The organism is Okeania hirsuta (genome assembly GCF_003838195.1).
Taxonomy (GTDB): domain Bacteria; phylum Cyanobacteriota; class Cyanobacteriia; order Cyanobacteriales; family Microcoleaceae; genus Okeania; species Okeania hirsuta.
On record NZ_RCBY01000716.1, the window covers coordinates 76694 to 100367 of the forward strand.

8 protein-coding genes are annotated in these 23674 nt (G+C 39.8%); 7 read left to right on the forward strand and 1 reads right to left on the reverse strand.

The features are described from left to right. Positions 1–2: 2 nt before the first annotated feature. From D5R40_RS34025 to D5R40_RS34055, 7 genes are all read left to right on the forward strand, one after another. The gene (locus D5R40_RS34025; protein ID WP_124155959.1) at positions 3–770 is read left to right on the forward strand and encodes an enoyl-CoA hydratase/isomerase; all 768 of its coding nucleotides are present in this window, start codon (positions 3–5) and stop codon (positions 768–770) included. Further along, positions 758–9130, forward strand: coding sequence for a type I polyketide synthase (locus tag D5R40_RS34030; protein WP_124155960.1), 8373 nt, complete (start codon positions 758–760; stop codon positions 9128–9130). Before D5R40_RS34025 ends, D5R40_RS34030 begins: the two co-directional genes overlap by 13 nt. A gap of 47 nt (positions 9131–9177) precedes the next feature. Further along, on the forward strand, positions 9178–16911 hold the full coding sequence (locus D5R40_RS34035; protein ID WP_161565209.1) for a type I polyketide synthase: 7734 nt from the start codon (positions 9178–9180) through the stop codon (positions 16909–16911). 160 nt (positions 16912–17071) lie between these two features. After that, positions 17072–17581, forward strand: coding sequence for a lipocalin-like domain-containing protein (locus D5R40_RS34040; RefSeq protein WP_124155961.1), 510 nt, complete (start codon positions 17072–17074; stop codon positions 17579–17581). Positions 17582–17686: 105 nt separating this feature from the next. Next, positions 17687–19042: a cytochrome P450 gene (locus tag D5R40_RS34045; protein ID WP_124155962.1), complete on the forward strand. Its 1356-nt coding sequence runs from the start codon at positions 17687–17689 to the stop codon at positions 19040–19042. A 191-nt stretch (positions 19043–19233) separates the two neighbouring features. Continuing rightward, a complete protein-coding gene (locus tag D5R40_RS34050) occupies positions 19234–20634 on the forward strand; it encodes a cytochrome P450 (RefSeq protein ID WP_124155963.1) in 1401 nt (466 codons plus the stop codon). 437 nt (positions 20635–21071) lie between these two features. Next, complete coding sequence (locus D5R40_RS34055) at positions 21072–22385, forward strand: phthiocerol/phthiodiolone dimycocerosyl transferase family protein (RefSeq protein WP_205127896.1); 1314 nt, start codon at positions 21072–21074, stop codon at positions 22383–22385. Positions 22386–22528: 143 nt separating this feature from the next. Here the strand turns inward: D5R40_RS34055 and D5R40_RS34060 are convergent, their stop codons facing one another. Beyond that, positions 22529–23443: an SGNH/GDSL hydrolase family protein gene (locus tag D5R40_RS34060; RefSeq protein ID WP_205127897.1), complete on the reverse strand. Its 915-nt coding sequence runs from the start codon at positions 23441–23443 to the stop codon at positions 22529–22531. Positions 23444–23674: the final 231 nt, after the last annotated feature.

Genomic DNA, 23674 nt, shown 5'->3' on the forward strand with positions numbered 1-23674 from the left:
CTATGGACTACTATCAAACCCTAAAAGTTAATTATCAGCCTGCTGTACAAAGAATTCAGATATATCGACCTGACGCTAACAATAGCATTAATCCCGAACTAGCCCAAGAATTATTGTTAGCTTTACAAGCTGCTGAAGCAGAAGAAACAGTTAAAGTAGTGATTCTAGAAGGACTACCTGATGTGTTTTGTACGGGGATGGATTTTCAAGAAGTAGCAGATGGAAGGGAACTTGATCCAAAACAGAATATGCACAGTTACTACAACATCTTGAAACAGATGTATCAAAGTAGCAAAGTGATTTTATCAAGAGTCCGTGGGAGGGTGCAAGCAGGAGGTGTGGGTTTGGTAGCAGCTAGCGATATAGTTGTTGCGGATCAAACTGCTACCTTCGTTTTATCTGAACTTTTATTTGGCTTGTTACCTGCTTGTGTATTGCCATTTTTGATTCGTCGAGTAGGGTTCCAAAAAGCTCAACGTTTATCACTAACAACTCAACCAATTTCAGCATCAGAGGCTTATAACTGGGGGTTAGTTGATGAATATAATGAGGATACTAATAAGTCAATTAATCAATATATTCGACGTCTAAGATATTTAGAATCATCCGGAGTCAAAGAGTTAAAAGACTTGATGAATAAATTATGGATTATTCAAGAAGAAACTCAAGATTTAGTTGTAAATACGTCTTGTAGTATGATGGTAAAACCTGCTTTTCGCGAAAAAATTAGACTATTTATACAAGAGGGGGTGTTTCCATGGCAAAGTTGAATTTTAATCAGGACTCAGTTAAGGGTAATTCTAAGGCACAACTGGTGGAGTTGGGAAATGGTGTTGTTCAAATCACTATGAATGATGAGGAGAACAGAAATAATTTTTCCCAGGAAATGGTGACAGGATTATTTCAATGTTTTCAAGCAGTTAGAGAGAATAAGAACTATAAAGTAGTTATATTGGCAGGAACTAATAATTACTTTGGCACTGGTGTTAGTGGCGAACAGTTAATGTCAACTTTTCAAACAGAAGATAACTTTTCTGTTGAGAAAATTACTGAGCTATTAACTTTGGCACTAAATTGTCCGATACCTGTTATTGCTGCTATAGAAGGTCACGCATTAGGCGGTGGTTTTGCTATAGGTTTATATGCAGATTTACTTGTGCTGAGTCAAGAAAGTTTTTATGCCAGTAACTTTCTGAAATATGGTTTTATTCCTGGAGCTGGAGCAGTATTTATATTACTTAAAAAGCTAGGGTTAGAACTAGGACAAGAAATGGTGTACACCGCCCGCAATTATCGTGGGAAAGAATTAGAAAAGCGGGGAATTCCTTTTCCAGTTTTACCTAGAAAGGAAGTGCTAAAGTTTGCCAGAAAAATTGCTAATGAAATAGCAGAAAAACCAAGGTTGTCTCTAGTTACTTTAAAGAAATACTTAATTTCAGATATTAGAAAAAAATTACAAGAGGTGCTTCCCAAAGAAGTAGAAATGCAAGAAATAACCTTTAATCAACCTGAGGTGAAAAATTTGATTCTATCAAGTTTTGCAGGAGGTGAAGGTAATAAACAGGAATCATTTGATAAGAAGCAGAGTCAGTTAACAGAAGAAGAAAATATCTTATATCAATTACAGTCTGGTAATATTTCCTTAGAAAATGCAGAAACGCTACTTCTAGAAATGACTGAAGAAAAAATACCAGAAACAGTTCAGGATGTAAAAGCGATCGCTCCTGAAAATTATGATGAGTTATTATCTGAGGAATTGTTATCTTTGGTAAGTGCTGGAGAAATATCTTTAGAAGCAGCAGAAAATTTATTATTAGAAGTAGTAGAACCAGAAGAGAACACAGAAAAATTATTAAATCAGTTACAATCAGGTGAGATTTCTTTGGAGAATGTAGAGTCAATTCTGTTAGGTTTAGATGAGGGAAAATCGCCAGCTAAAACGACAACTCAAAAAAAAATAGATAACTATGAAAATAAATCGGTAAATACGGATAATTATGATGACTTATTATCTGAAGAATTATTGTCTTTGGTAAGCTCAGGAGAAATATCTTTAGAAGCAGCAGAAAATTTATTATTAGAATTAGAAGTAGTCAAACCAGAAGATCATACAGAAAAATTATTAAATCAGTTACAATCAGGTGATATTTCCTTGGAGAATGTAGAATCAATTCTGTTAGGTTTGGATGAGGGAAAATCGCCAGCTAAAACGACAACTCAAAAAAAAATAGATAACTATGAAAATAAATCGGTAAATCCTGATAATTCAGAAGAATTGTTATCATTGTTAAGCTCAGGAAAAATCTCATTAGACGCAGCAGAAAATTTATTATTAGAAGTAGCACCAGAAATTAAAACAGATGTTAGTGAAGGGCTTAACTCTGGTAACAATGATATAGCGAACACAGATATAGCAATTATTGGAATCTCATGTCGATATCCAGGAGCAAATAACTGGCAAGAATTTTGGGAAAATTTAAAGAATGGAGTTGATAGTGTAACAGATCCACCTCCTGGAAGATGGGAAGAAAAGAATTGGTATAATCCAGATCCAGAGAATCCAGGTACTGCCTATTCAAAGTGCGCTGGTTTTTTAGAGGAAATTGATAAATTTGACCCCTTATTTTTTAAAATTTCTCCCGAAGAAGCTCAGTTTGTCGAGCCTCAACAAAGAATATTTTTAGAAGAAGCTTACCATGCTATAGAGGATGCTGGATATGCTACTGATTCTCTCAAAGGTGAAAAGTGTGGAGTATTTGTGGGAGCATCAACAGGTGATTATCTCAAGTTATTGTCAATTGCTGGATTAGAGACTCATCGGTTTGTACTAACAGGAAATATTCTGTCTCTTGTACCAGCAAGAATTGCCTACTTCCTTGACTTGAAAGGGCCAGTAGCAACTATTGATACCTCTTGTTCGTCCTCATTAGTCGCTATTCATCAAGCTTGTGAAAGTATACAGAGAGGGGAAAGCGAAATGGCGATCGCTGGAGGTATTTCTATTTGTGCAACAGCAGACTTCCAAATAGCCTCAAGTCAGTTTCAAATGATATCCCCTGATGGACGTTGTAAAACTTTTGATGCTTCAGCGTCAGGTACAACTTGGAGCGAAGGTTGTGGCGTTATCTTGTTAAAAAGCTATAGTCAAGCAGTTCAAGACAACGATCTTATTTATGGAGTTATCAAAGGAACGGGGGTAAATTATGATGGTAATACTAACGGAATTAGTGCCCCTAGCAGTCAATCTCAAGCTAGTTTAGAAGCAGCAGTTTATCAGAAGTTTGGCATTAATCCAGAAACTATTAGTTATGTAGAAGCTCATGGTACGGCAACACCTCTGGGAGATCCAATAGAAGTAGAAGCTTTAACAGAAGCCTTTTCTAAGTGGACGAAGAAGAAGCATTTTTGTGCGATCGGCTCGGTCAAAAGTAATATTGGCCATGCCTCAACTGCTGCTGGAGTTTCTGGTTTGATCAAGACGATTTTGTGTCTCAAAAACCAAAAATTAGTACCGTCGTTACATTTTGAGCAACCAAACCCACATATTGACTTTGAAAATAGCCCTTTTTATGTTAATACAGAATTAAAAGATTGGGAAGTTTCAGCAGGAGAACCAAGGAAAGCCGCAGTTAGTTCTTTTGGTTTTAGCGGTACTAATGCTCATATTGTTATAGAAGAAGCTCCTAGTGAAGTCAGAAGTCAGAAGTCAAAAGTCAGAAGTGAAGAATATTTAGAACGTTCTCTGCATTTGTTAACTTTATCGGCGAAAACAGAAAATTCTCTAAAAGATTTAGTCAGTAGTTATCAAAGTTATTTAGAAACTAATGTAGAGACGTTTCGCGAAACCTCCCTACATGATATATGTTATACAGCTGCTACAGGTAGAACCCATTTTAATCATCGACTAGGAGCGATCGCATCCGAACCTCAAGAATTAATAGAGAAACTGCTAGAGTGGAAAACTCAGTCAGAATTAGTAGGAGTATTTTCAGGCGAGACAAATAAGCAAAGTCAGAAAATAGCATTCCTATTTACAGGTCAAGGCTCCCAGTATACAAATATGGGAAGGCAACTGTATGAACAAGCACCGACTTTCCGTCAAGGTTTAGACGAATGCGACCAAATTTTACAACCCTATCTGGAAGTACCTCTATTAGAAGTTATTTATCCTCAAGATACACAACAGTCAACTGCCGATTTATTAGATCAAACAGCTTATACACAACCAGCACTATTTGCCATAGAATATGCTCTCTTTAAATTATGGCAATCATGGGGAGTGAAACCAGATGTAGTAATGGGGCATAGTGTAGGAGAATATGTAGCAGCAACAGTAGCAGGAGTATTAAGTCTGGAAGATGGTCTAAAATTAATAGCTATGCGGGGTAAGTTGATGCAACAGTTACCCTCTGGTGGTGAGATGGTATCGGTAATGGCATCAGAATCTCAGGTAATGGAAGCTATCAAAGAATATAGTTCCCAAGTAACAATAGCAGCAGTTAACGGACCGAAAAGTATAGTAATTTCCGGAGAGGGTGGAGCGATCGCTAAGATTTGTAGTGAATTGGAAGCAGCGAAAGTGAAGACTAAAAAACTACAAGTATCCCATGCTTTCCATTCCCCATTGATGGAACCAATGTTAACAGAATTTGCAGCAGTAGCCAAAGAAATTACCTATAATAAACCGCAAATACCAATAATATCAAATGTCACTGGTACTGAAGTAGGTACAGAAATAACTACTGCTCAATATTGGGTAGATCATGTTCTGCAACCAGTAAAATTTGCCCAGAGTATGAAAACTCTAGAAGAGCAAGGATATCAAACCTTCCTGGAAATCGGACCAAAACCAATATTGTTGGGCATGGGCAGACGATGTGTAACAGAAGATGTAGGAGAATGGTTGCCATCATTGCGTCCGGGAGTAGATGAATGGGAACAAATACTATCAAGTCTGGGACAATTGTATGTCAAAGGAGTAAAAATAGATTGGTTAGGATTTGACTCAGACTATAGTCGTCAGAAAGTGGCATTGCCGACTTATCCATTCCAACGAGAAAGATGTTGGATAGAAACCAACAACAAGTTCAACTTCTCGCCTCAACAACAGTTTTCCAAAGGCCAAAACTTCCATCCACTACTAGGTCAAAAGCTAAATTGTGCCAGCGAACAACAAATATTTGCATCACAAATAGGGGAAAATTCACCCAACTATTTGAGTTACTATCGAATATTTGATCGAGCATTATTTCCGGCAACAGGCTACCTAGAAATAGCAATGGCAGCAGGAAATCGCCAATTAAAAACACCCCAAATAGTAATAGAAGATTTAAGCATCAGTAAGGGATGGACACTACCACCAGGAGAATTAACAAATGCCCAAACCATTCTGACTCCACTAGACAATCAAAGCTACCAATTCCAAATATTTTCTCAACAACAAAATCAAGAGGAACAGAAATGGAAACTCCATGCTACAGGAAAAATCCGAACTGCTCAAACAGATACAACTCCTACTAAAGTAGATTTAGAAAAATATAAAGCTGAGTGTAGTCAATCAATAGAAGTTGAACAACATTATCAACAATGTCAGAAATTAGGGATTGATTATGGCAGCAATTTCCAAGGTATCTACGAGTTATGGTATGGAGAAAACCAAGCATTAGCTCAGATTAAATTACCCCAAGAATTGATAGCACAAACAATTGATTATCAGTTCCATCCCGCATTATTAGATGCAGCTTTGCAGATAATTGTTCATGCACTGCCAGAAGTAGACAGCGATCTAACCTATCTGACAGTCGGGATAGAACAGTTCAAAATATATGGTAGTCCTGGGCTTTCCTTGTATGCTTGCGCATCGGCGATCGCTGTAGTGGAAAGTGAAAAAAGTTTAACCGCTCAAGTGACGCTAGTGACTCCAGAAGGAGAAATTATTGCCACAGTCGAAGGTTTACAAGTCAAACTGGCGAATCAACAGACTATACTAGGAACAGAAGTAGAAATCAGTAATTGGTTGTATGAAGTAGAATGGAGATCCAAAGGTCTTTTGGGCAGATTGCTACCACCTGCTTTCTTGCTCGATCCCGTAGAAGTTTCCCAAAAATTAACTCCTAGCTTTAAAGAATTAGTAAGCCAGGTAGATAATACTCAGACCTCAGAAATAGAAAGGAACCTGGAAGAATTAAGCGTAGATTATATAGTGCAAGCTTTGCTATCAATGGATTGGTCTTATAAGCCAACAGAGAGCTTTGACTTGGAGGCCGTAGTTCAACGTTTAGGTATAGTTCCGAGTCAGCGACGATTATTTGGGCGTCTGCTACAAATCTTAGAAGAAGTAGGAATACTTAAGTACGACCAACAGCAATGGCAGGTACAACAAACCCTAGAAAAAGTCAACCCTAGCGAACAAAGCCAGAGTTTACTGAATCAATATCCAGAAGCAGAAGCAGCATTAACACTCTTAAACCGTTGTGCATCTCAACTCCGTGGAGTCCTCAAAGGAGCAATAAATCCCCTAGAACTGGTGTTTCCGAAAGGGGATTTGACGGCAGCTACCCAAGTCTATCAAGACTCAATTGTAGCCAAGGTGATGAACACGATAGTACAAAAAACCATCGCTCAAACTATTGAGGATTTACCCCCTAGCAGAGGGATTCGGGTGTTGGAAATTGGAGCGGGAACAGGAGAAACTACAAGTTATATTCTGCCCCATCTAAATCCTAATCAAACAGAATATATATTCACTGATATTGATGGCATACTTACCAGACAAGCTCAACAGAAATTCCAGGATTATAAATTCCTAGACTATCAAACCTTAGATATAGAGGTAGAGCCAAGTAGTCAAGGATTTGCATCTCATCAATATGATGTAATTATTGCAGCCAATGTTCTTTATGCTACAACCAGTATAAAGCAGACATTATCCCATGTCCGACAACTGTTAGCACCAGGGGGAACATTGGTATTGTATGAAAGAACAACTCGCTCTCGATTTTTGGATTTAATTTTTGGATTATTAGAAGGATGGTGGAAATTCAGCGATGATGAATTGCGGGCGGACTATCCTCTCTTGAGTCGTCAGCAGTGGCAACAGGTTTTGAGTGAAACAGGTTTTACTCAAGTCGTTACTCTCCCAGAAGTTGAGGAGATGCCAGAAGTGTTTGCTCAACAAGGAGTTATCGTTGCTAAAGCTCCTCCAACAACTTTAGACTCAACATCATCGACACAGAAGAGCTGGTTGATACTGGCAGATAAACAGGGAGTTGCTCAACAGCTAGCTAGTCACCTGCGATCATCAGGAGATGCTTGTACATTAGTATTTGCTGGAGAGAACTATCAACAGCTTGCCCCGGAAGAATTTACGATCGCTCCTCATCATCCAGAAGAATTTGAGAAACTGATAGAAACTGTAGCTACCAAATCCCCATCCTTACTGGGGGTAGTACAATGTTGGACAACCGAAGCAGGGGTGGGTAGAAACATAAGCGCTGAGGAATTAGGACATTTATCGAAGCTAGGCTGTGGTACTACCTTATCTTTGGTACAAGCTTTAGTCAAAGCCAAGTTATCTGAGTCGCCCCGGTTATGGTTAGTAACGAATGGTTCTCAAGCAGTACCGTCAAATAATTCAGTCATACCAGGAGTAGCCCAATCTTCATTGTGGGGTATGGGGAAAGTAATTAGCCTAGAACATCCCGAACTCAAGTGCGCGTGTATAGATTTAGACTCACAGGAGACGATAGAGACTCAAGCTGAGGAACTATTCGAGGAAATTTGGGCGGAGGATAAGGAAGATCGGGTAGCATGGCGTGGGGATGAGCGTTATGTGGCTCGATTGGTGGCTAGTCATCATCAGCAAGCAGTGACAGCACAAGAAGCTGATGCTACTACTACTCAAAAGTCTTTGCGTTTCCGGGAGGATGCTACCTACTTAATTACAGAAGGTATTAGCAGTTTAGGGTTATTGGTGGCTCGTTGGATGGTAGATAAAGGAGCCAAGCATCTGGTGTTGCTAGGAAACTGTTCGCCAGATGGTACTAACAGTCAAACAATAACTGAGTTAGAAAAAGCTGGAGCTTCGGTTGTAGCTGAAAAAGTTGATGTGTCCGATATGGAATCGATCGCTAGAGTGCTACACAACATTAAGGACTCAAATATACCGCTAGCAGGAGTAATCCATTCCGCAGGAATATTGCCCGATGGAATGCTACAAGATCGGGTTTTGTCTGACTTTGAAGAAGCGATCGCATCAAAAGTTAAAGGTGCTTGGCATTTGCATCAATTGACTCAAAATCAGCAGCTAGACTTTTTTGTAATGTTTTCTTCAGTTGCATCTCTGTTGGGTTCACCAAATCAAGGAAATTATGCTGTAGCTAATGGGTTTCTAGATGGTTTAGCTCATTATCGTCGGGGTATGGGATTGCCAGGATTGAGCATTCATTGGGGAACTGTTGCTCAAGGTGGAGAAAGTGTTAGTTTACAGCAGCAGGGAATAGCAGCAATATCTCCAACTCAGGCGCTAGAGTCTCTAGAGCTACTGATGAGTGGTTCAGATATAGAAGTAGGGGTGCTACCAATTGAGTGGTCTGCTTGGCAGGAAAGAGTAGCCCAATGGCCTTTCTTGGCAGATTGGCAGGAAACAACTCAAACTACTTCTGAAATATATAAGTCAGAATTTCTGGCAAAATTGGAGGCAACAGCACCCAATGAGCGTCGCTCGTTATTAGTGGCTCATGTTCGACGTCAATTTGCTCTAGTGTCAGGAATTAAAAATCCTGAATCTATTTCATTAGAAACAGGATTTTTTGACCTAGGAATGGATTCTTTGACTTCTGTTGAGTTGAGGAATAAGTTGCAGATAAGTTTAGATTGTTCTCTGCCATCTTCTCTAGCTTTTGATTATCCTAATATTCAGTCACTAACTGATTACTTGGAAGAAACAATACTTCTGCCATCAGAGGCTCCTGGTTCTGAGTCAGAAACACCAGAGGCAAGATTGGAGAAGGATTCCTTGGAGCTAGAGTATTCAGAAAGTCTATTTTCTGAAGTTAATCAGCTTTCTGAAGATGAAATTGATCTGGCGGTTGATGACGCTATAGATGAATTAGATCGACTTTTAGAATGAGTTAGTTAATATCAAATTTGTAATCATAAAGTATAGGAGGAATAAAGATGGAACTTAACTCACCCGAAAAACTCTCAAATGAGCAACGTTTACTACTAAAACTCAAACAAGCAACTGCAAAAATTCAAGCACTTCAAGCAGCAACTACAGAACCAATAGCTATTGTTGGTATGAGTTGTCGTTTTCCCGGAGGTGCATCTACTCCACAAGCTTTCTGGGATGTTTTACAAAATGGAGTAGATACGATCGCTGAGGTCCCAAAAGAGCGATGGCATCTTGATGATTATTACGATCCCGATCCAGAAACTCCAGGCAAAATGTACAGTCGTTATGGAGGATTTATCAATGGAGTACAAGAGTTTGATGCCAATTTTTTTGGTATTTCCCCTAAAGAAACCACTCATTTAGACCCCCAACATAGATTACTCTTAGAAGTCACTTGGGAAGCTCTAGAGAATTCAGGAAATAATCCGCAACAACTTAAAGGAAGTCAAACGGGTGTATTTGTTGGTATTTGTACCAATGACTATACTTCTCGTATATTCAGTCAAGGTCTAGAAAAAATTGATGCTTATATGAGTTCAGGTAACTCCCACAGTACAGCATCAGGGCGAATTTCCTATACTCTGGGGCTAGTCGGACCTAATTTAGTAGTAGATACATCCTGCTCTTCTTCATTGGTAAGTATTCATTTAGCCTGTTCAAGTTTAAGAAATAAAGAGTGTAATCTAGCTCTAGCAGGAGGGGTGAATTTATTGCTATCTCCAGAGCTTAGTCTTGCTCTGTCTCAAGGTCGTATGTTATCGGTAGATGGTAGGTGCAAAACCTTTGATGCTTCAGCAAACGGTTATGTCCGTGGAGACGGATGTGGGATTATTGTATTGAAGCGCCTCAGTGATGCAGTTGCGAATAAGGATAATATTCTGGCAGTAATTCGTGGCAGTGCTATTAATCAAGACGGCCCCAGTAGTGGTTTGACAGTACCTAATGGTCCTTCTCAAGTAGCTGTTATCCGTCAAGCTATGGCTAATGGAGGAATAGATGCAGCAGATATTAGTTATATTGAAGCTCATGGAACTGGAACTTCCTTGGGAGATCCGATAGAAGCCGAAGCTTTAGGAACAGTTTTTGGCAAAACCCATTCTCAAGAGCAACCTTTAATCATTGGTTCAGCCAAGACTAATATTGGTCACACCGAGGGAGCAGCAGGAGTTGCAGGTTTGATGAAATTAGTCCTGCAATTGCAACATCAACAAATAGCACCGTCACTGCATTTTAATGAGCCTAATCCTTATATTAATTGGTCTCAATTACCTGTACAAGTATCGACGAATCTTACCCCTTGGGAAACTAATGGCAAAAGTCGCATCGCTGGCGTAAGTTCCTTTGGTTTTAGTGGAACTAATGCTCATATAATCTTAGAAGAAGCACCAAGAGAAGGCAACAGTAAACAGGCAACAGGCAACAGTGAAGATGACTTAGAACGTGCAGTTCATATCTTGACTCTTTCAGCTAAAAGTGAAACAGCTCTTAGTGAGTTAGTCAATAGTTATCAAAATTATCTAACAATTCATCCCGAATTAGGGGTAGCTGATATCTGCTATACAGCTAATATAGGACGTGGCCAGTTCCACCACAGACTAGCAGTTATTGCACGCAACCAACAAGAATTAATAGAAAAACTCCGAGAAAACCAGGAAGGAGAAGAAGTAACCGGAATTTACTCAGGAGAACTGACAAACAATACTACCGGAAATAAAATCGCTTTCCTCTTTACAGGGCAAGGTTCCCAATATGCAAACATGGGAAGGGAGTTGTATGAACAAGCACCCACTTTCCGTGAAGCGATTAACCAATGTGAAGAAATTCTGAGTAGTGTGGAAACTTTCCAGGAAAAGTCTTTACGAGATATTCTTTATTCTGAAGCTACAGATAATTCTGGTTCATCTTTGATAGACCAAACAGCGTATACCCAACCAGTGCTGTTTGCTATAGAATATGCCCTATTTAAACTGTGGGAATCTTGGGGAATTAAACCAGATGTAGTCATGGGTCATAGTGTGGGTGAATATGTGGCAGCAACTGTAGCCGGAGTATTTAGTTTAGAAGATGGCTTGAAACTAATTTCCACTAGGGGAAGGTTAATGCAGAAATTACCTGCTGGTGGTGAGATGGTTTCAGTAATGACTTCAGAGTCGAAAGTCCTGGAAACTTTGAAGGCAATGTCTCTGGAAGAAAAAGTAGCCATAGCAGCTATGAATGGACCCCAAAGCATAGTAATTTCTGGGGAGTCTGAATCAGTAAGAGCGATCGCAACTAAGCTCGAATCAGCCGGAATCAAAACCAAACAACTACAGGTATCCCATGCTTTCCATTCACCATTGATGGAACCGATGTTAGCAGAGTTTGAAACTGTAGCGAATCAAATTACCTACAATCAACCAAGGATATCAATTATATCAAATCTCACGGGAACCAAAGCAGACAATAGTATAACTACAGCTCAATATTGGGTGAGTCATGTACGGCAACCAGTAAAGTTTGCCCAGGGTATGAAAGAGTTAAGCGAGCAAGGCTACGAAACTTTCTTAGAAATCGGACCAAAACCAATTTTGTTGGGAATGGGAAGGCAATGTTTACCAGAAGTAGGTGTATGGTTGCCATCGTTGCGTCCAGGAGTTGATGAATGGCAACAGCTCCTTTCCAGTTTAGGACAGTTATACGTACAGGGAGTCAAAGTAGATTGGTTAGGATTTGATCGTGACTATAACCGAGAGAAAGTGCTATTGCCTACCTATCCATTCCAAAGAGAAAAATATTGGATAGAAATTAACAATGGCTATCAACAAAAACTGTCTTTGTCAAAATATTTGCACCCGTTACTAGGAGAAAAAGTTGACTTAGCAGGAATAGATGAGCAATATCGTTTTCAATCATACCTAAGCCCTAAATCTCCAGACTACCTCAAAGATCACCAAGTATTCGAGCAAGTCCTATTTCCAGGTACGGGATACCTAGAATTAGCAATGGCAGCAGGAAAAAATATCTTCAGCTCTCAAGAACAAGTAGTAGTATCTGATGTGGTGATAGCGCGAGGGTTAATTCTACCAGAAACAGAAATCAAGAAAGTACAAACGGTAGTCAGCCCTTCAGAAGACAATAGTTATAAGTTCGAGGTATTTAGCGGATCGGAAATTGATAATCAACGCACGCTAGAATGGAAGTTGCACAGCGAAGGAAAAATCTACTCAGAGCCAATTGCCAAGGATAAAGAAACCATAGACTTAGAACAATATCAAAAAGATTGTACTCAAGTAATAGAGGTAGAAGAACATTATGAAAAATGTAAGTCTTTAGGTTTAGACTACGGCAATTGTTTCCAAGGACTAAAACAGTTGTGGAAAGGTAAAGGCAAAGTTCTAGGCGAAATAGTTTTACCGGACGAATTAATCGAAAACGTAACAGATTATCAGCTACATCCAGCCCTATTAGATGTAGCCCTACAAATTACAGGTTATGCTCTAGCTCAATCAGACACAGACGATCAAACCTATCTGCCATTAGGGATAGACAAATTGAGAGTATATCGTCGGACAATAAGTAAAGTATGGGCGATAGGACAAGTACAAGAAAACAGCTTAACAGCAAACATTTTCTTAGTAGATAACCAGGGAACGGTATTAGCCAAGCTAGAAGGATTCAAGGTAATGGCAACCACTGCCGATGTACTCTTGAAAAGTATGCAGCCAGATATCAGTCATTGGTATTATAAAGTTGACTGGCAAGCTCAAGAGTTACCACCAACGAACCCATCAACAGCAAGCAGCAAATGGTTAATCTTGGCAGAAGATACTCAACTAATAGAAGCACTACAAAACAAAGAGCAAGAGTGCATTCAAGTATCGCCAGGAGAGACATATAAGCAATTAAGTCCACAGCACTATCAAATCAATCCCAATAACGAGGAAGAATTTCAACAACTGCTGGCTGAAAATTCAGGAATTACAGGAGTTGTACATTTCTGGGGAGTGCAGAAATCAGAAAACAAAGAAAACTTAGAATTAGATAAAATTCAAGAAAATATTTGTGCGTCTGCACTGCATTTGGTACACGCAATTCTCGAAAGTAATAGCGAGACAACACCACAGTTGTGGTTGGTAACGCAAGGAACTCAGAGTGTTAACAAAGACTCGGAAGTAATTAATCCTGAGTATGGAAGTTTATGGGGATTCGGCGGAATAGTTGCCATAGAACACATAGACCTAAAGTGTAAACGTTTCGACTGCGATCCAGAAGCCAATATTGAGCAAAACCTAGACTCCTTAGTAGCTGAACTATTATCAGAAAATATCGAAGACCAAATAGCGATACGTCAGGGAAATCGTTATGTGGCCAGATTAGGACGAAAACCACAGCAACAAACAATGAGTGCCCCTGGGCAACCAGTGCAATTAAAACTGCCAGAATACGGACTGATAGACAACCTCGGCTGGCAGCCAATGCAGCGTCCTGTTCCTGAAGTTAACGAAGTAGAAATTGAGGTAGCAGCAGTAGGACTAAACTTCCGAGACGTACTCAATGCTTTAGGATTGCTCAAAGACTACTATGCCGAACACCTGGGCATTACCAGTGCCCAACAACTCACCTTTGGTTTGGAATGTACGGGCACAATCTCTGCTGTGGGAGCAGAAGTCTCACGGTGGCAAGTAGGGGACGAAGTAATAGTAAATATGCTCCATGATGGTTTCAGTAGTTTCATTACTGTTCCTGCTGAGGCTGAGTATCTCATGGCTAAACCGAAACAAATGAGTTTCAGTGAAGCAGCAACCTTACCTCTGACATTTTCCACAGCTTACTATGGATTGCAGCAGTTAGCCAAAATTAAACCTGGCGATCGAGTATTAATTCATGCAGCAGCAGGAGGAGTAGGGCAGGCCGCAGTACAAATAGCTCAACAGGCGGGAGCAGAAGTATTCGCTACTGCTAGTCCTCCTAAGTGGGAATTTCTCAAATCCCTGGGAATCAAACATATTATGAACTCCCGCACCCTAGATTTTGCTGACCAAATCATGGAGATTACTGAAGGAAAGGGAGTTGATGTAGTCCTCAATAGTCTCAATGGAGATTACATTCCCAAAAATTTGGAAGTATTATCTCCTCAAGGAAGATTTGTGGAAATTGGCAAAATCGGGATTTGGGAGCCACAGCAAGTTCAAGAAAAACGACCAGATGTCAGCTATTTCGCTTTTGATTTAGGACAAGTATCCCACGAACAACCAGAGGCAATGGTTCAGGTGTCAGAGGGATTAACCCACAAATGGAACCAAGGAGAACTTGTTGCCTTACCTCACAAAGTATTTTCTAGTACACAAATTACAGAAGCCTTCCAGTATATGCAGCAAGCCAAAAATATAGGGAAGGTAGTCATAGAAATGCCACAACTTTCTATTGATTCTAAGTCTATCCAAGCTGAAGGAAGTTATTTGGTTACAGGTGGATTAGGAGCATTAGGATTAGAATTAGCCAAATGGATGGTAACACAGGGGGCAAAACATCTAGTTTTGAGCGGACGTCGCACTCCTAATGAAAACGCCCAAAAAGTCATTGAGGACTTAGAAACAGCCGGAGCTTCTGTGAGTGTGTTATTAGGAGATATTTCCCGTCAAGAGGATGTCGCCCAAACTTTAGAGACAATATCAACGTCATTACCTCCACTGAAAGGGGTGATTCATGCAGCAGGGGTGTTGGATGACGGATTAGTTCAAAATCTGACTTGGCAGCGGTTTACTAAAGTGATGGCTCCCAAGGTGCAGGGAACTTGGAATTTGCATCAACTGACTAAAGATTTACCCTTAGATTTCTTTGTTTGTTTTTCCTCCATGGCTGCTATTCTAGGCGCTCCCGGCCAAGCCAATTATTCTGCAGCTAATTCTTTCATGGATGCCTTAGTTCACTATCGTCGAGGTCTGGGATTACCAGGATTGAGTATCAACTGGGGAGGTTGGGGATCTGTAGGGATGACAGCTCGTTTAGATACTGTGAATCAAAAACGACTGGAGAGTAGTGGGGTGACTCTCATAGAAACAGACAGGGGAATGCAGGCATTGGAGTCATTGTTATCTGACTCAGAGAGTCAAGTAGCAGTATTGCCCGTTAATTGGTCAAAATTCCTTAAGGCACTACCACGGGATCAAAAGACAATATTTATTGAGAATTTGATTTCCACTGAGTCATCATCAAGTAAAAAATCGGCATTTAGAGAACAATTAGAATCAGCAGCAATTGCAGAACGTCAGGAGTTATTAACCAATCACGTTCGCTCTTTGATAGCTAAAACCTTAGGTTGGTCAGATCCACAAAAGATAGCAATGCACGAACCTTTTATTGACTTAGGATTAGATTCTTTGATGACAGTAGAATTGAAAAATAGGTTGGAGTCAAGTTTAGAGACAAATTTGATTTCTACATTATTATTTGACTATCCTACTCTGAAGGCGTTGGTAGAGTATTTACCTGATGTAATTCCTCTGGAATTTTCTGTAACAGATAGCTCAGATAAAGAAGATAATAACTTGTCTGGTGAGGAAATTGATTTTAAAGCTGAAGTAATTGTAGACCCGACAATTGTTATTAGTACTACAGTTAAGCAGAATATTGTGGAACCTCAGAATATTTTCTTAACAGGAGCGACAGGTTTTATTGGAACTTATTTGCTTGATGAGTTATTGCAAACAACTTCAGCAAATATATACTGTCTAATTCGGGCTAATGATATTGATTCAGCTAAACAGAAACTCAAAGATAAACTAGAATCTTATTGGCTCTGGGATGAGGAGAAATTTGGCTCTAGAGTTATCCCTGTAGTGGGAGATTTATCTAGTAAATTGTTCGGACTACCAACAGAAGAGTTTAACTTACTTGCCAACCAGATTGATGTTATTTATCATAGTGGAGCTTGGACTAATCATCTTTACCCCTACAGTATACTCAAGCCTACTAATGTTATAGGAACTCAAGAAGTTTTAAGATTGGCTGGTCAAACTTATGTCAAACCTGTGCATTTTATGTCTACTTATATAGTTTTACTATCATCCACTAACGAGCAAGGTACAGCCATTCTTGAATCTGAACCTTTGAGTGATGAAGCTAATAATTTGACAAATGGTTACTTCCAAAGTAAATGGGTAGCGGAAAAGTTAGTAGCGGCGGGGAGGGAACTAGGAATTCCTACCTGTATATATCGCTTAACGACGATAACAGCAGATGCTAATACTGGTGCTAGTAGGATTGATGATATAGTTTGTCGCTATGTTATGGGTTGTATTGAATTAGGAATGGTACCAACTTTAGAAGGTAAATTAGAGAACTGGGTTCCTATAAATGAAACAACTAAAGCGGTTGTTCACTTGTCTCAGCAAGAGGCATCTTTGGGCAAAACATTTAATTTAGTCAATCCTAAATCCACATCTTGGAACAATGTATTTGATTTTATTTGCTCTTTAGTTCCCTCTGTGAAAAAAGTTTCATCAAATGATTGGCAGATAGCTTTATCGAATCATCCCGAAAACTCGGTTTATCCTTACTTTTTTGGGGTGCAGGCTGGAACAGGCAAATTGACAGAAGAAGAGTCCAACGTACTTTCAGGCGTTACTATTGACGATCGCAATACTAAAAATGGGTTGCTCGGCAGTGAAATTGCCTTTAGCTCTATAGACAAGCAATACCTAGAAAAAATGCTTTCATATTTGAACAAAAGTGGCTTTCTAAATTTACCTTCTTAGAGCTAATTTAGAAAAAAAGCTACTTTGGAGAAAAGTAGCTTTTTCTTGAATTTTGACAACCCATTTAGGATTGCTTTATGATATAATTATGAGTAAGTATTTAATGCATTATAGGCATTCTTTATCTCAAAAAAACAAATAATTTAATTAGGGAATAAAAATGACACAAGGAACAGAAATGACAGATAGTATAGTTTCAAAAGATGCTCTTGTTGGAACATGGAAGCTTGTTGAAGTGAAATCTGTAGATAACCAACAAAAAATCAGTTATCCCTATGGGGAAAATCCTGTAGGCTACACCATATATACTCAGGAAGGATATATGTCATCCTCAATTATAATGAGGAATCGCCTGGGTTTGGGATTACCTATACAAGAAATATTTAATATGGCGTATGGTGGAAAAGCAAAAATAACAAATTTATTTAAATATCTCAGAGCAACTGTTAGATATATTCAGGCAGGGAACAAGTATGCTAGTTATATTTGTAAATATGAAATTAGAGATAATAAACTTATTTACCATATTGAAGTTAGTCTAGTTCCAGATTTTATTGGTACAGACCTAGAAATGGCTTTTGAGATTTCAGAAGATACACTTGTAATAACTAGACTATATGGGGATAATAAGGATAATAGCGTTATCGCTAGTTGGCAACGTGTTTCCTAAGAAGAACTGGGTGACAAGGAAATTGAGTCTTTCTTCTTAGGAGAAAGACTCTAATAAATATTAGATAGTAACAATTAACATATTTCTTGTAAAGGAAGCAAAACGATGAAAAAACTGCCAGACGGTCCCAAAACTCCCAAACTTTTGCAGCAACTTCATTGGTTAGGCGATCCCATAGGTTATATGGAAGCAGCTGCTCGACAGCCGTATCGGGATATTTTCCAGGCAGAGCCAGTTGGTTTGGGCGAGTCTCCCTTGTTCGTTAGTCACCCCCAAGCATTGCAGCAGATTTTTACAGATCCGAAGAGTTTTACAGCTCCTGGAGAACTCAACAAGATTTTGACTCCTTTTCTAGGGGATTACTCAATGATAACTCTATCAGGAAGTAGGCATCGGCGTCGGCGTCAGATGGTGATGCCTTCCTTTCATAACGATCGCATGCTCTTCTACAGTCAACTAATCTGTAACCATGCATCTTTGGCACTCGGCCAATTGAAAATTGGTCAAAGGTTTTCGGCTTATACCTCCATGCGAGAGATTTCCCGACGAGTAATCTTAGATGCTATATTTGGCCTTGATCGAGGAGAACGAGCTGAACTTCTCAGGCAAGGTGTGAAGAATCTATCGGAGATTTTTGATTCTCCCTTAAATTACACCTGGATGTTTTTCCCGATACTGCGAAAGGATATTGGTCCTTTGAGTTCCTGGGGATACTTTTGTCGCCAAAGGCAGCAAGTTGACGAAATTATCTATGCTGAAATTAGAGAACGACGCTCTTCACCAGACCCCAGTCGCAAAGATATCCTCTCCCTATTGATATCAGCCCGAGATGAAACAGGTCAGCCCATGAGTGATGTCGAGTTAAGGGATCAATTAATGCATCTACTAACTGCCGGGACTGAAACTGTAACAACGGCAATGACTTGGGGACTGTACTGGATTCATCATCTGCCGGAAGTTAGGGAAAAGCTATTGGCGGAAATGGATACTTTGGAGGAAAACTCCGATCCAATGAGCATTGTTAAATTGCCTTATTTGACTGCTGTTTGCAATGAAGCACTGCGCATTTATCCCATAGCAATGACTTTGTTACCACGGCAAGTGCAAGAGCCAGTTGAACTATTGGGCTATTCTTTACCCCCTGGAAAAGTGTTGATTGTCTGTGTTTATCTCACTCACCACCGTGAGGATTTATATCCCGAACCGAAGCAGTTTAAGCCCGAGCGCTTTTTAGAACGTAAATACTCTAGCTATGAGTTTCTGCCTTTTGGTGGTGGAAGCCGTCGCTGTATTGGCGATGCCTTTGGCATGTATGAAATGAAGTTGGTTTTGGCAACTATTCTATCAAAATATAAACTAGAACTGGCCGAACAGAAACCCGTTAAACCCGAGCGCCGAGGTACTAATATCACCCCTGCTGGGGGAGTGAAAATGATAATGAAAGGTGAGCGATTGGCCTAAGGAACACTTCAGTCTGTCTCTAGTATAGAGACTCCCACAAAACGATAGATCGATCCTGCCATACTTACTATAGTATCCTAAATACCCTAAAATAAGATGTGATAAGCGATAGGCTCAAAGCAAGACATTGCCAAAATTGTGTTTCAGTAGTAACAATTAATAATATATTTCTTAATAAAGGAAGTAAAACTATGACAAAACTGCCACAGGGTCCTAAAAGTCCCAAGTTTTTGCAGCAACTCCATTCATTAGCCGATCCCATAGGTTATATGGAAACAGCTGCCCGACAGCCATATCGGGATATTTTTCCAGCAGATTGTGTTGGTTTAACTCTTGCTCATGGTTTGGAGGAGTCTCCCCTGTTCGTCAGTAACCCCCAAGCATTGCAGAAGATTTTTACGGATCGTAAGCGATTTACAGCTCCCGGAGACCTGAACACGATTACACGTCCTTTTTTTGGAGACACTGGACTGACAACTGTGTCAGGACGTCGCCACCAGCGTATGCGGCAGATGGTAATGCCTCCCTTTCATGGTGCTCGCATGCGCTTCTACGGTAAACTAATCTGCAACCATGCATCTTTGGCGATGGATGAATTAACAGTTGGTCAAGGATTTACTGCTGGTAGCACTATGCAAGATATATCCCGAGAAGTAATTTTAGAGGCGGTCTTTGGCATTAAGCAAGAAGAACGATTAGAAACCCTCAAGCAAGCTTTGAAGAACATATCGGAGATGTTTAATTCTCCTTTAAATGCCCTCTCAATAATTTTACCCATAATGCAAAAGGATCTTGGTCCGCTGAGTCCCTGGGGATACTTTTGTCGCCAAATGCAGCAAGTTGATGAAATTATCTACTCGGAAATCAGAGAACGACGCTCCTCACCAGATCCTAATCGCACAGATATCCTCTCCCTATTGATAGAAGCTCGGGATGAAGAAGGTCAACCCCTGACTGATGTCGAATTAAGGGATCAGTTAAGAACTTTAATGAGCGCAGGTCTAGACACTACCGCAACAGCAATGACTTGGGCGCTGTACTGGATTCATCATATGCCGGAAGTTACCGAAAAGCTATTGGCAGAACTGGAGACTTTAGAGGAAAACCCCGAACCGACGAGCATTGTTAAATTACCTTATTTGACTGCGGTCTGTAATGAAACCCTGCGCATGTGTCCCTCACTAATAACTTTGTTTGCACGGGTTGTGCAAGAGCCAGTAGAACTATTGGGCTATTGTTTGCCCCCTGGAAAAGTCTTGATTCCCTGTGTTTATATCACTCACCAGCGGGAGGATTTATATCCCGAACCGAAACAGTTTAAGCCAGAGCGCTTTTTAGAACGTAAATACTCTAGCTATGAGTTTCTGCCTTTTGGCGGTGGGACTCGTATGTGTATTGGCGACGCCTTTGCCATATATGAAATGAAGTTGGTCTTGGCAACTATTCTATCAAAATATAAACTAGAACTGGCCGATCGCAGACCTGTTAAACCTAAGGTTCGAGGTATCACTCTCTTGCCGACTGGAGGTGTGAAAATGATCATGAAAGGTCAGCGATCGTGTCAAGCAAAACCTCTGGCTGCTACTTTATAGAACCCCTAAGCGTATTTATTTTTTTATACATTGTAAGGGTGGGGAGTATTTTTAATTTTTTCTTCCCACTAGAACTCAATGACTCAAAAAATCTAATCCTGAGTAAAGGTGCCAAATGGATTATATAGAAGTCATAACAGCTTGAAATTTTCTATCTCGTGAGTTTTGGGATAGTGAGACAAAGTTAATCAATTATATCATATCTGTTAGCATTGGTATTATATAGAGAATGCAAGGAAGAAGAAAGAAGCTTTAAGATAAGGAAAAACCTTATATGACCGCAGATATTTCCCTAAACTTTTACACAAACCATACTAACGGAGATCATATTAATTGTATATTAGTCGGCATCATTGATTAATGCTACAAATAACTTTTGGCACACTCCAAATCATCCCAAACAGAATATGTAATTAATTTTGTGTAGGTGTTTATTGATGATTGATAATAGAAAACTCTGTGAACCAGAGCAAGCCTTGGAAATGCTCAATCGCATTACTAATGCATCAAATAATGTGGTGGTGAGCGGGTGCATATTGGGAACCCTGAGTGAAGAAATTGTCAGACAGGCGCTGGATATTATTCAAGAGCGTCACCCTCGGCTTAATTCTCGGATCGTTGGTGATTTGGATAACCTTCGTTTTGAAACTGGTGCAAAAAAAATTCCTTTGCGAGTTGTGGATAAATACCATGAGGAACAATGGCAAGAAATAGTTCTAGAAGAATCAAACACCAAAATTGAGAGTAGTGAAGTGTTGTTGCGAGGTGTACTTATTCAAGAACAGGATTTTAGTGAAAACAGTACTAGCCATCTGATTATCACAATAGATCACGCCATCTCGGATGGTTTATCAAGCATTCAGTTATATTCAGATATCTTGAGCTACTGCTCGAAAATTGCCTCTGGCGAGCGACTCGTTCCAGTGTCTAGCTTACCAGCGCTTCCATCTATAAATGAATTACTTCCCCCATCAACCAAAGGGTTTAGGCGTAATATCAATATCCTTTTGTATTTGCTGCGACTTCAGTTCAAACTGCTTTGGCACCGACCCAAAAAATTGGGGATTAAAAAGTCTGTACCTCTTGATTCACTACGTTCTGGTAATGTTTATAGAAACTTAGATGCCAACTTTACTCAAAAGTTGGTTAATCGTTGTCGCCAAGAAAAGACAACAGTACAAGGTGCTTTATGCGCAGCAATGATGTTTGCCGCAGCGAGAAAAATCAGGCCAGACCAGAAAACGCCAATGTCTTGTCGGAGTATTGTTAATATACGCAAATACTTGAAACCAGTAATCGGCAATGAACACATGGGGATATTGGCTTGTGGTGTAGATTCATTTCACACTTTAAGCACAAGTACATCCTTTTGGGAATTAGCTCGGGATGTGATCCAGCAGCTAAAAGTTGGTTTAAAGGACAATGGTATATTCATTGAGATGTTGCTTATGAGGAAGTTTACTGAGGTTCTTCTGTCTAGCCCTAGTCAACCCAATCTAACAGTGGCAGTCTCTAATATTGGTAGAGTAAACATTCCCAAAGCTTACGGTCAATTTGAACTCTCAGAAATAAGTGTCGTTGCCTCACAGCCTACACTTAGGGGGTGTTTTTTTGCTTCTGTTGCAACCTTTGAGGGGAAAATGTTTTTGCATTTCCCCTTTTCTGTGCCTTTACTTAGCCAGGAAACAATGGAGGCTCTTGTAGATAACGCTCTGTCCTATCTAGATGATGCTAGCAAGGGAAAAATATAACGCTAGAGAAGTTAAAATTGACTTATACATATGCCTCTAATTTATTAATTAAATCACAATCCTGATTATAAATACTTAGGACTTGCCGAAACGGTACAAAAATGGATATTTCATGAACCAATAACAGTGGATGGCTCGGGTACTCATTGCTGGTTCTTAACGAAGATTGCCATATCTTCCCCAATAATTTGATGCACACGAGCAGTAGGATGAATTTCATCCCAAAAATAGTACTCATCAGGTAATGAACAGGCAGGCTCAATTGGAGATGTAGGTTGACAAGGATAGTTTAAGTTAGTCAAAGTATATTGGTCTGGCTTGGAACGGATTTGATCGCTAATTGCAATATGATCGTACAGTACAATTTCAGCACCTAATTCTTCAGTAAGCATCTCTAGTTTCTGGGGCAGAAGCTCGTTAACCAACTTTGTAAATAGAACTGCTTCATCAGTATTATCAAATTCTATGATATGAGGTACAATACCAATATCAGAAGAATTAACAACCATAAACTTATTGGCACCCAATGCTGCTAAATTGGATAGGCTCTGTCCAATATTATTCACAGTTTGGACTGATAGTTCTTCAACAGTTCCAGGCAAGTCAAAGTCAACATATTCCAAAAGATCATTGGCGGAGATAAAGATAAAGTACAAAGCATTTCTATCAGCAACTTGACCCGATAGCTCTGCGGTGAATTGCTCAATTTGGCCAAAGGCTCCCGTATCTTGGAAATCATCTAACCAAGCATTGTAGTTTCCATTGCCGCTCTTGGCACCCACAACTGCGTAATCGGTTAAACCAACTTGGAGATTCTGAGACAACACTTCGACAGTTGTGAGACCATTGGTCGCGCGTCCTTCAGAATCATAAATTCCTAAAGCTGGGTCAGCTGGCAAGATAAATGAACCAGGCACACCTGCATCAACAGCCTGAGTCGAAATTTCAAATGATGCCCCGTTATCTGAATAGCTATCTCCGAAGGCGTAAATGTGGGAAACTGAGCCAAATTTAGCAGCATAAGCATCAGGAGTTTTGACTACAATGCCCATTAACATAATCATACTAACAATCGTGATTGTCAGTACATTGAAGCTAAGTCGTTTAAACATAAGAATTTTTTTGTCCTCTACAAACTTTTGACATTTCAGAAGATATACTTGTACTAACTGTATCATCTGTAGGGAATACCTTTTGCATTACTTGGCAACGTGTTTCCTAGGATTTTTCCAGAGAATGTTCATTGGCTCAAGTGGTGACAAGTTAGCTAAAAGCGAGGGTGCTAAAAT

What these genes read in the sequence shown, in the direction of transcription:
- D5R40_RS34040 (WP_124155961.1), top strand. Translation starts at nt 17,072, where the DNA reads ATGACACAAGGAACAGAAATGACAGATAGTATAGTTTCAAAAGATGCT.
- D5R40_RS34055 (WP_205127896.1), top strand. Translation starts at nt 21,072, where the DNA reads ATGATTGATAATAGAAAACTCTGTGAACCAGAGCAAGCCTTGGAAATG.
- D5R40_RS34050 (WP_124155963.1), top strand. Translation starts at nt 19,234, where the DNA reads ATGACAAAACTGCCACAGGGTCCTAAAAGTCCCAAGTTTTTGCAGCAA.
- D5R40_RS34045 (WP_124155962.1), top strand. Translation starts at nt 17,687, where the DNA reads ATGAAAAAACTGCCAGACGGTCCCAAAACTCCCAAACTTTTGCAGCAA.
- D5R40_RS34030 (WP_124155960.1), top strand. Translation starts at nt 758, where the DNA reads ATGGCAAAGTTGAATTTTAATCAGGACTCAGTTAAGGGTAATTCTAAG.
- D5R40_RS34025 (WP_124155959.1), top strand. Translation starts at nt 3, where the DNA reads ATGGACTACTATCAAACCCTAAAAGTTAATTATCAGCCTGCTGTACAA.
- D5R40_RS34060 (WP_205127897.1), bottom strand. Translation starts at nt 23,443, where the DNA reads ATGTTAATGGGCATTGTAGTCAAAACTCCTGATGCTTATGCTGCTAAA.
- D5R40_RS34035 (WP_161565209.1), top strand. Translation starts at nt 9,178, where the DNA reads ATGGAACTTAACTCACCCGAAAAACTCTCAAATGAGCAACGTTTACTA.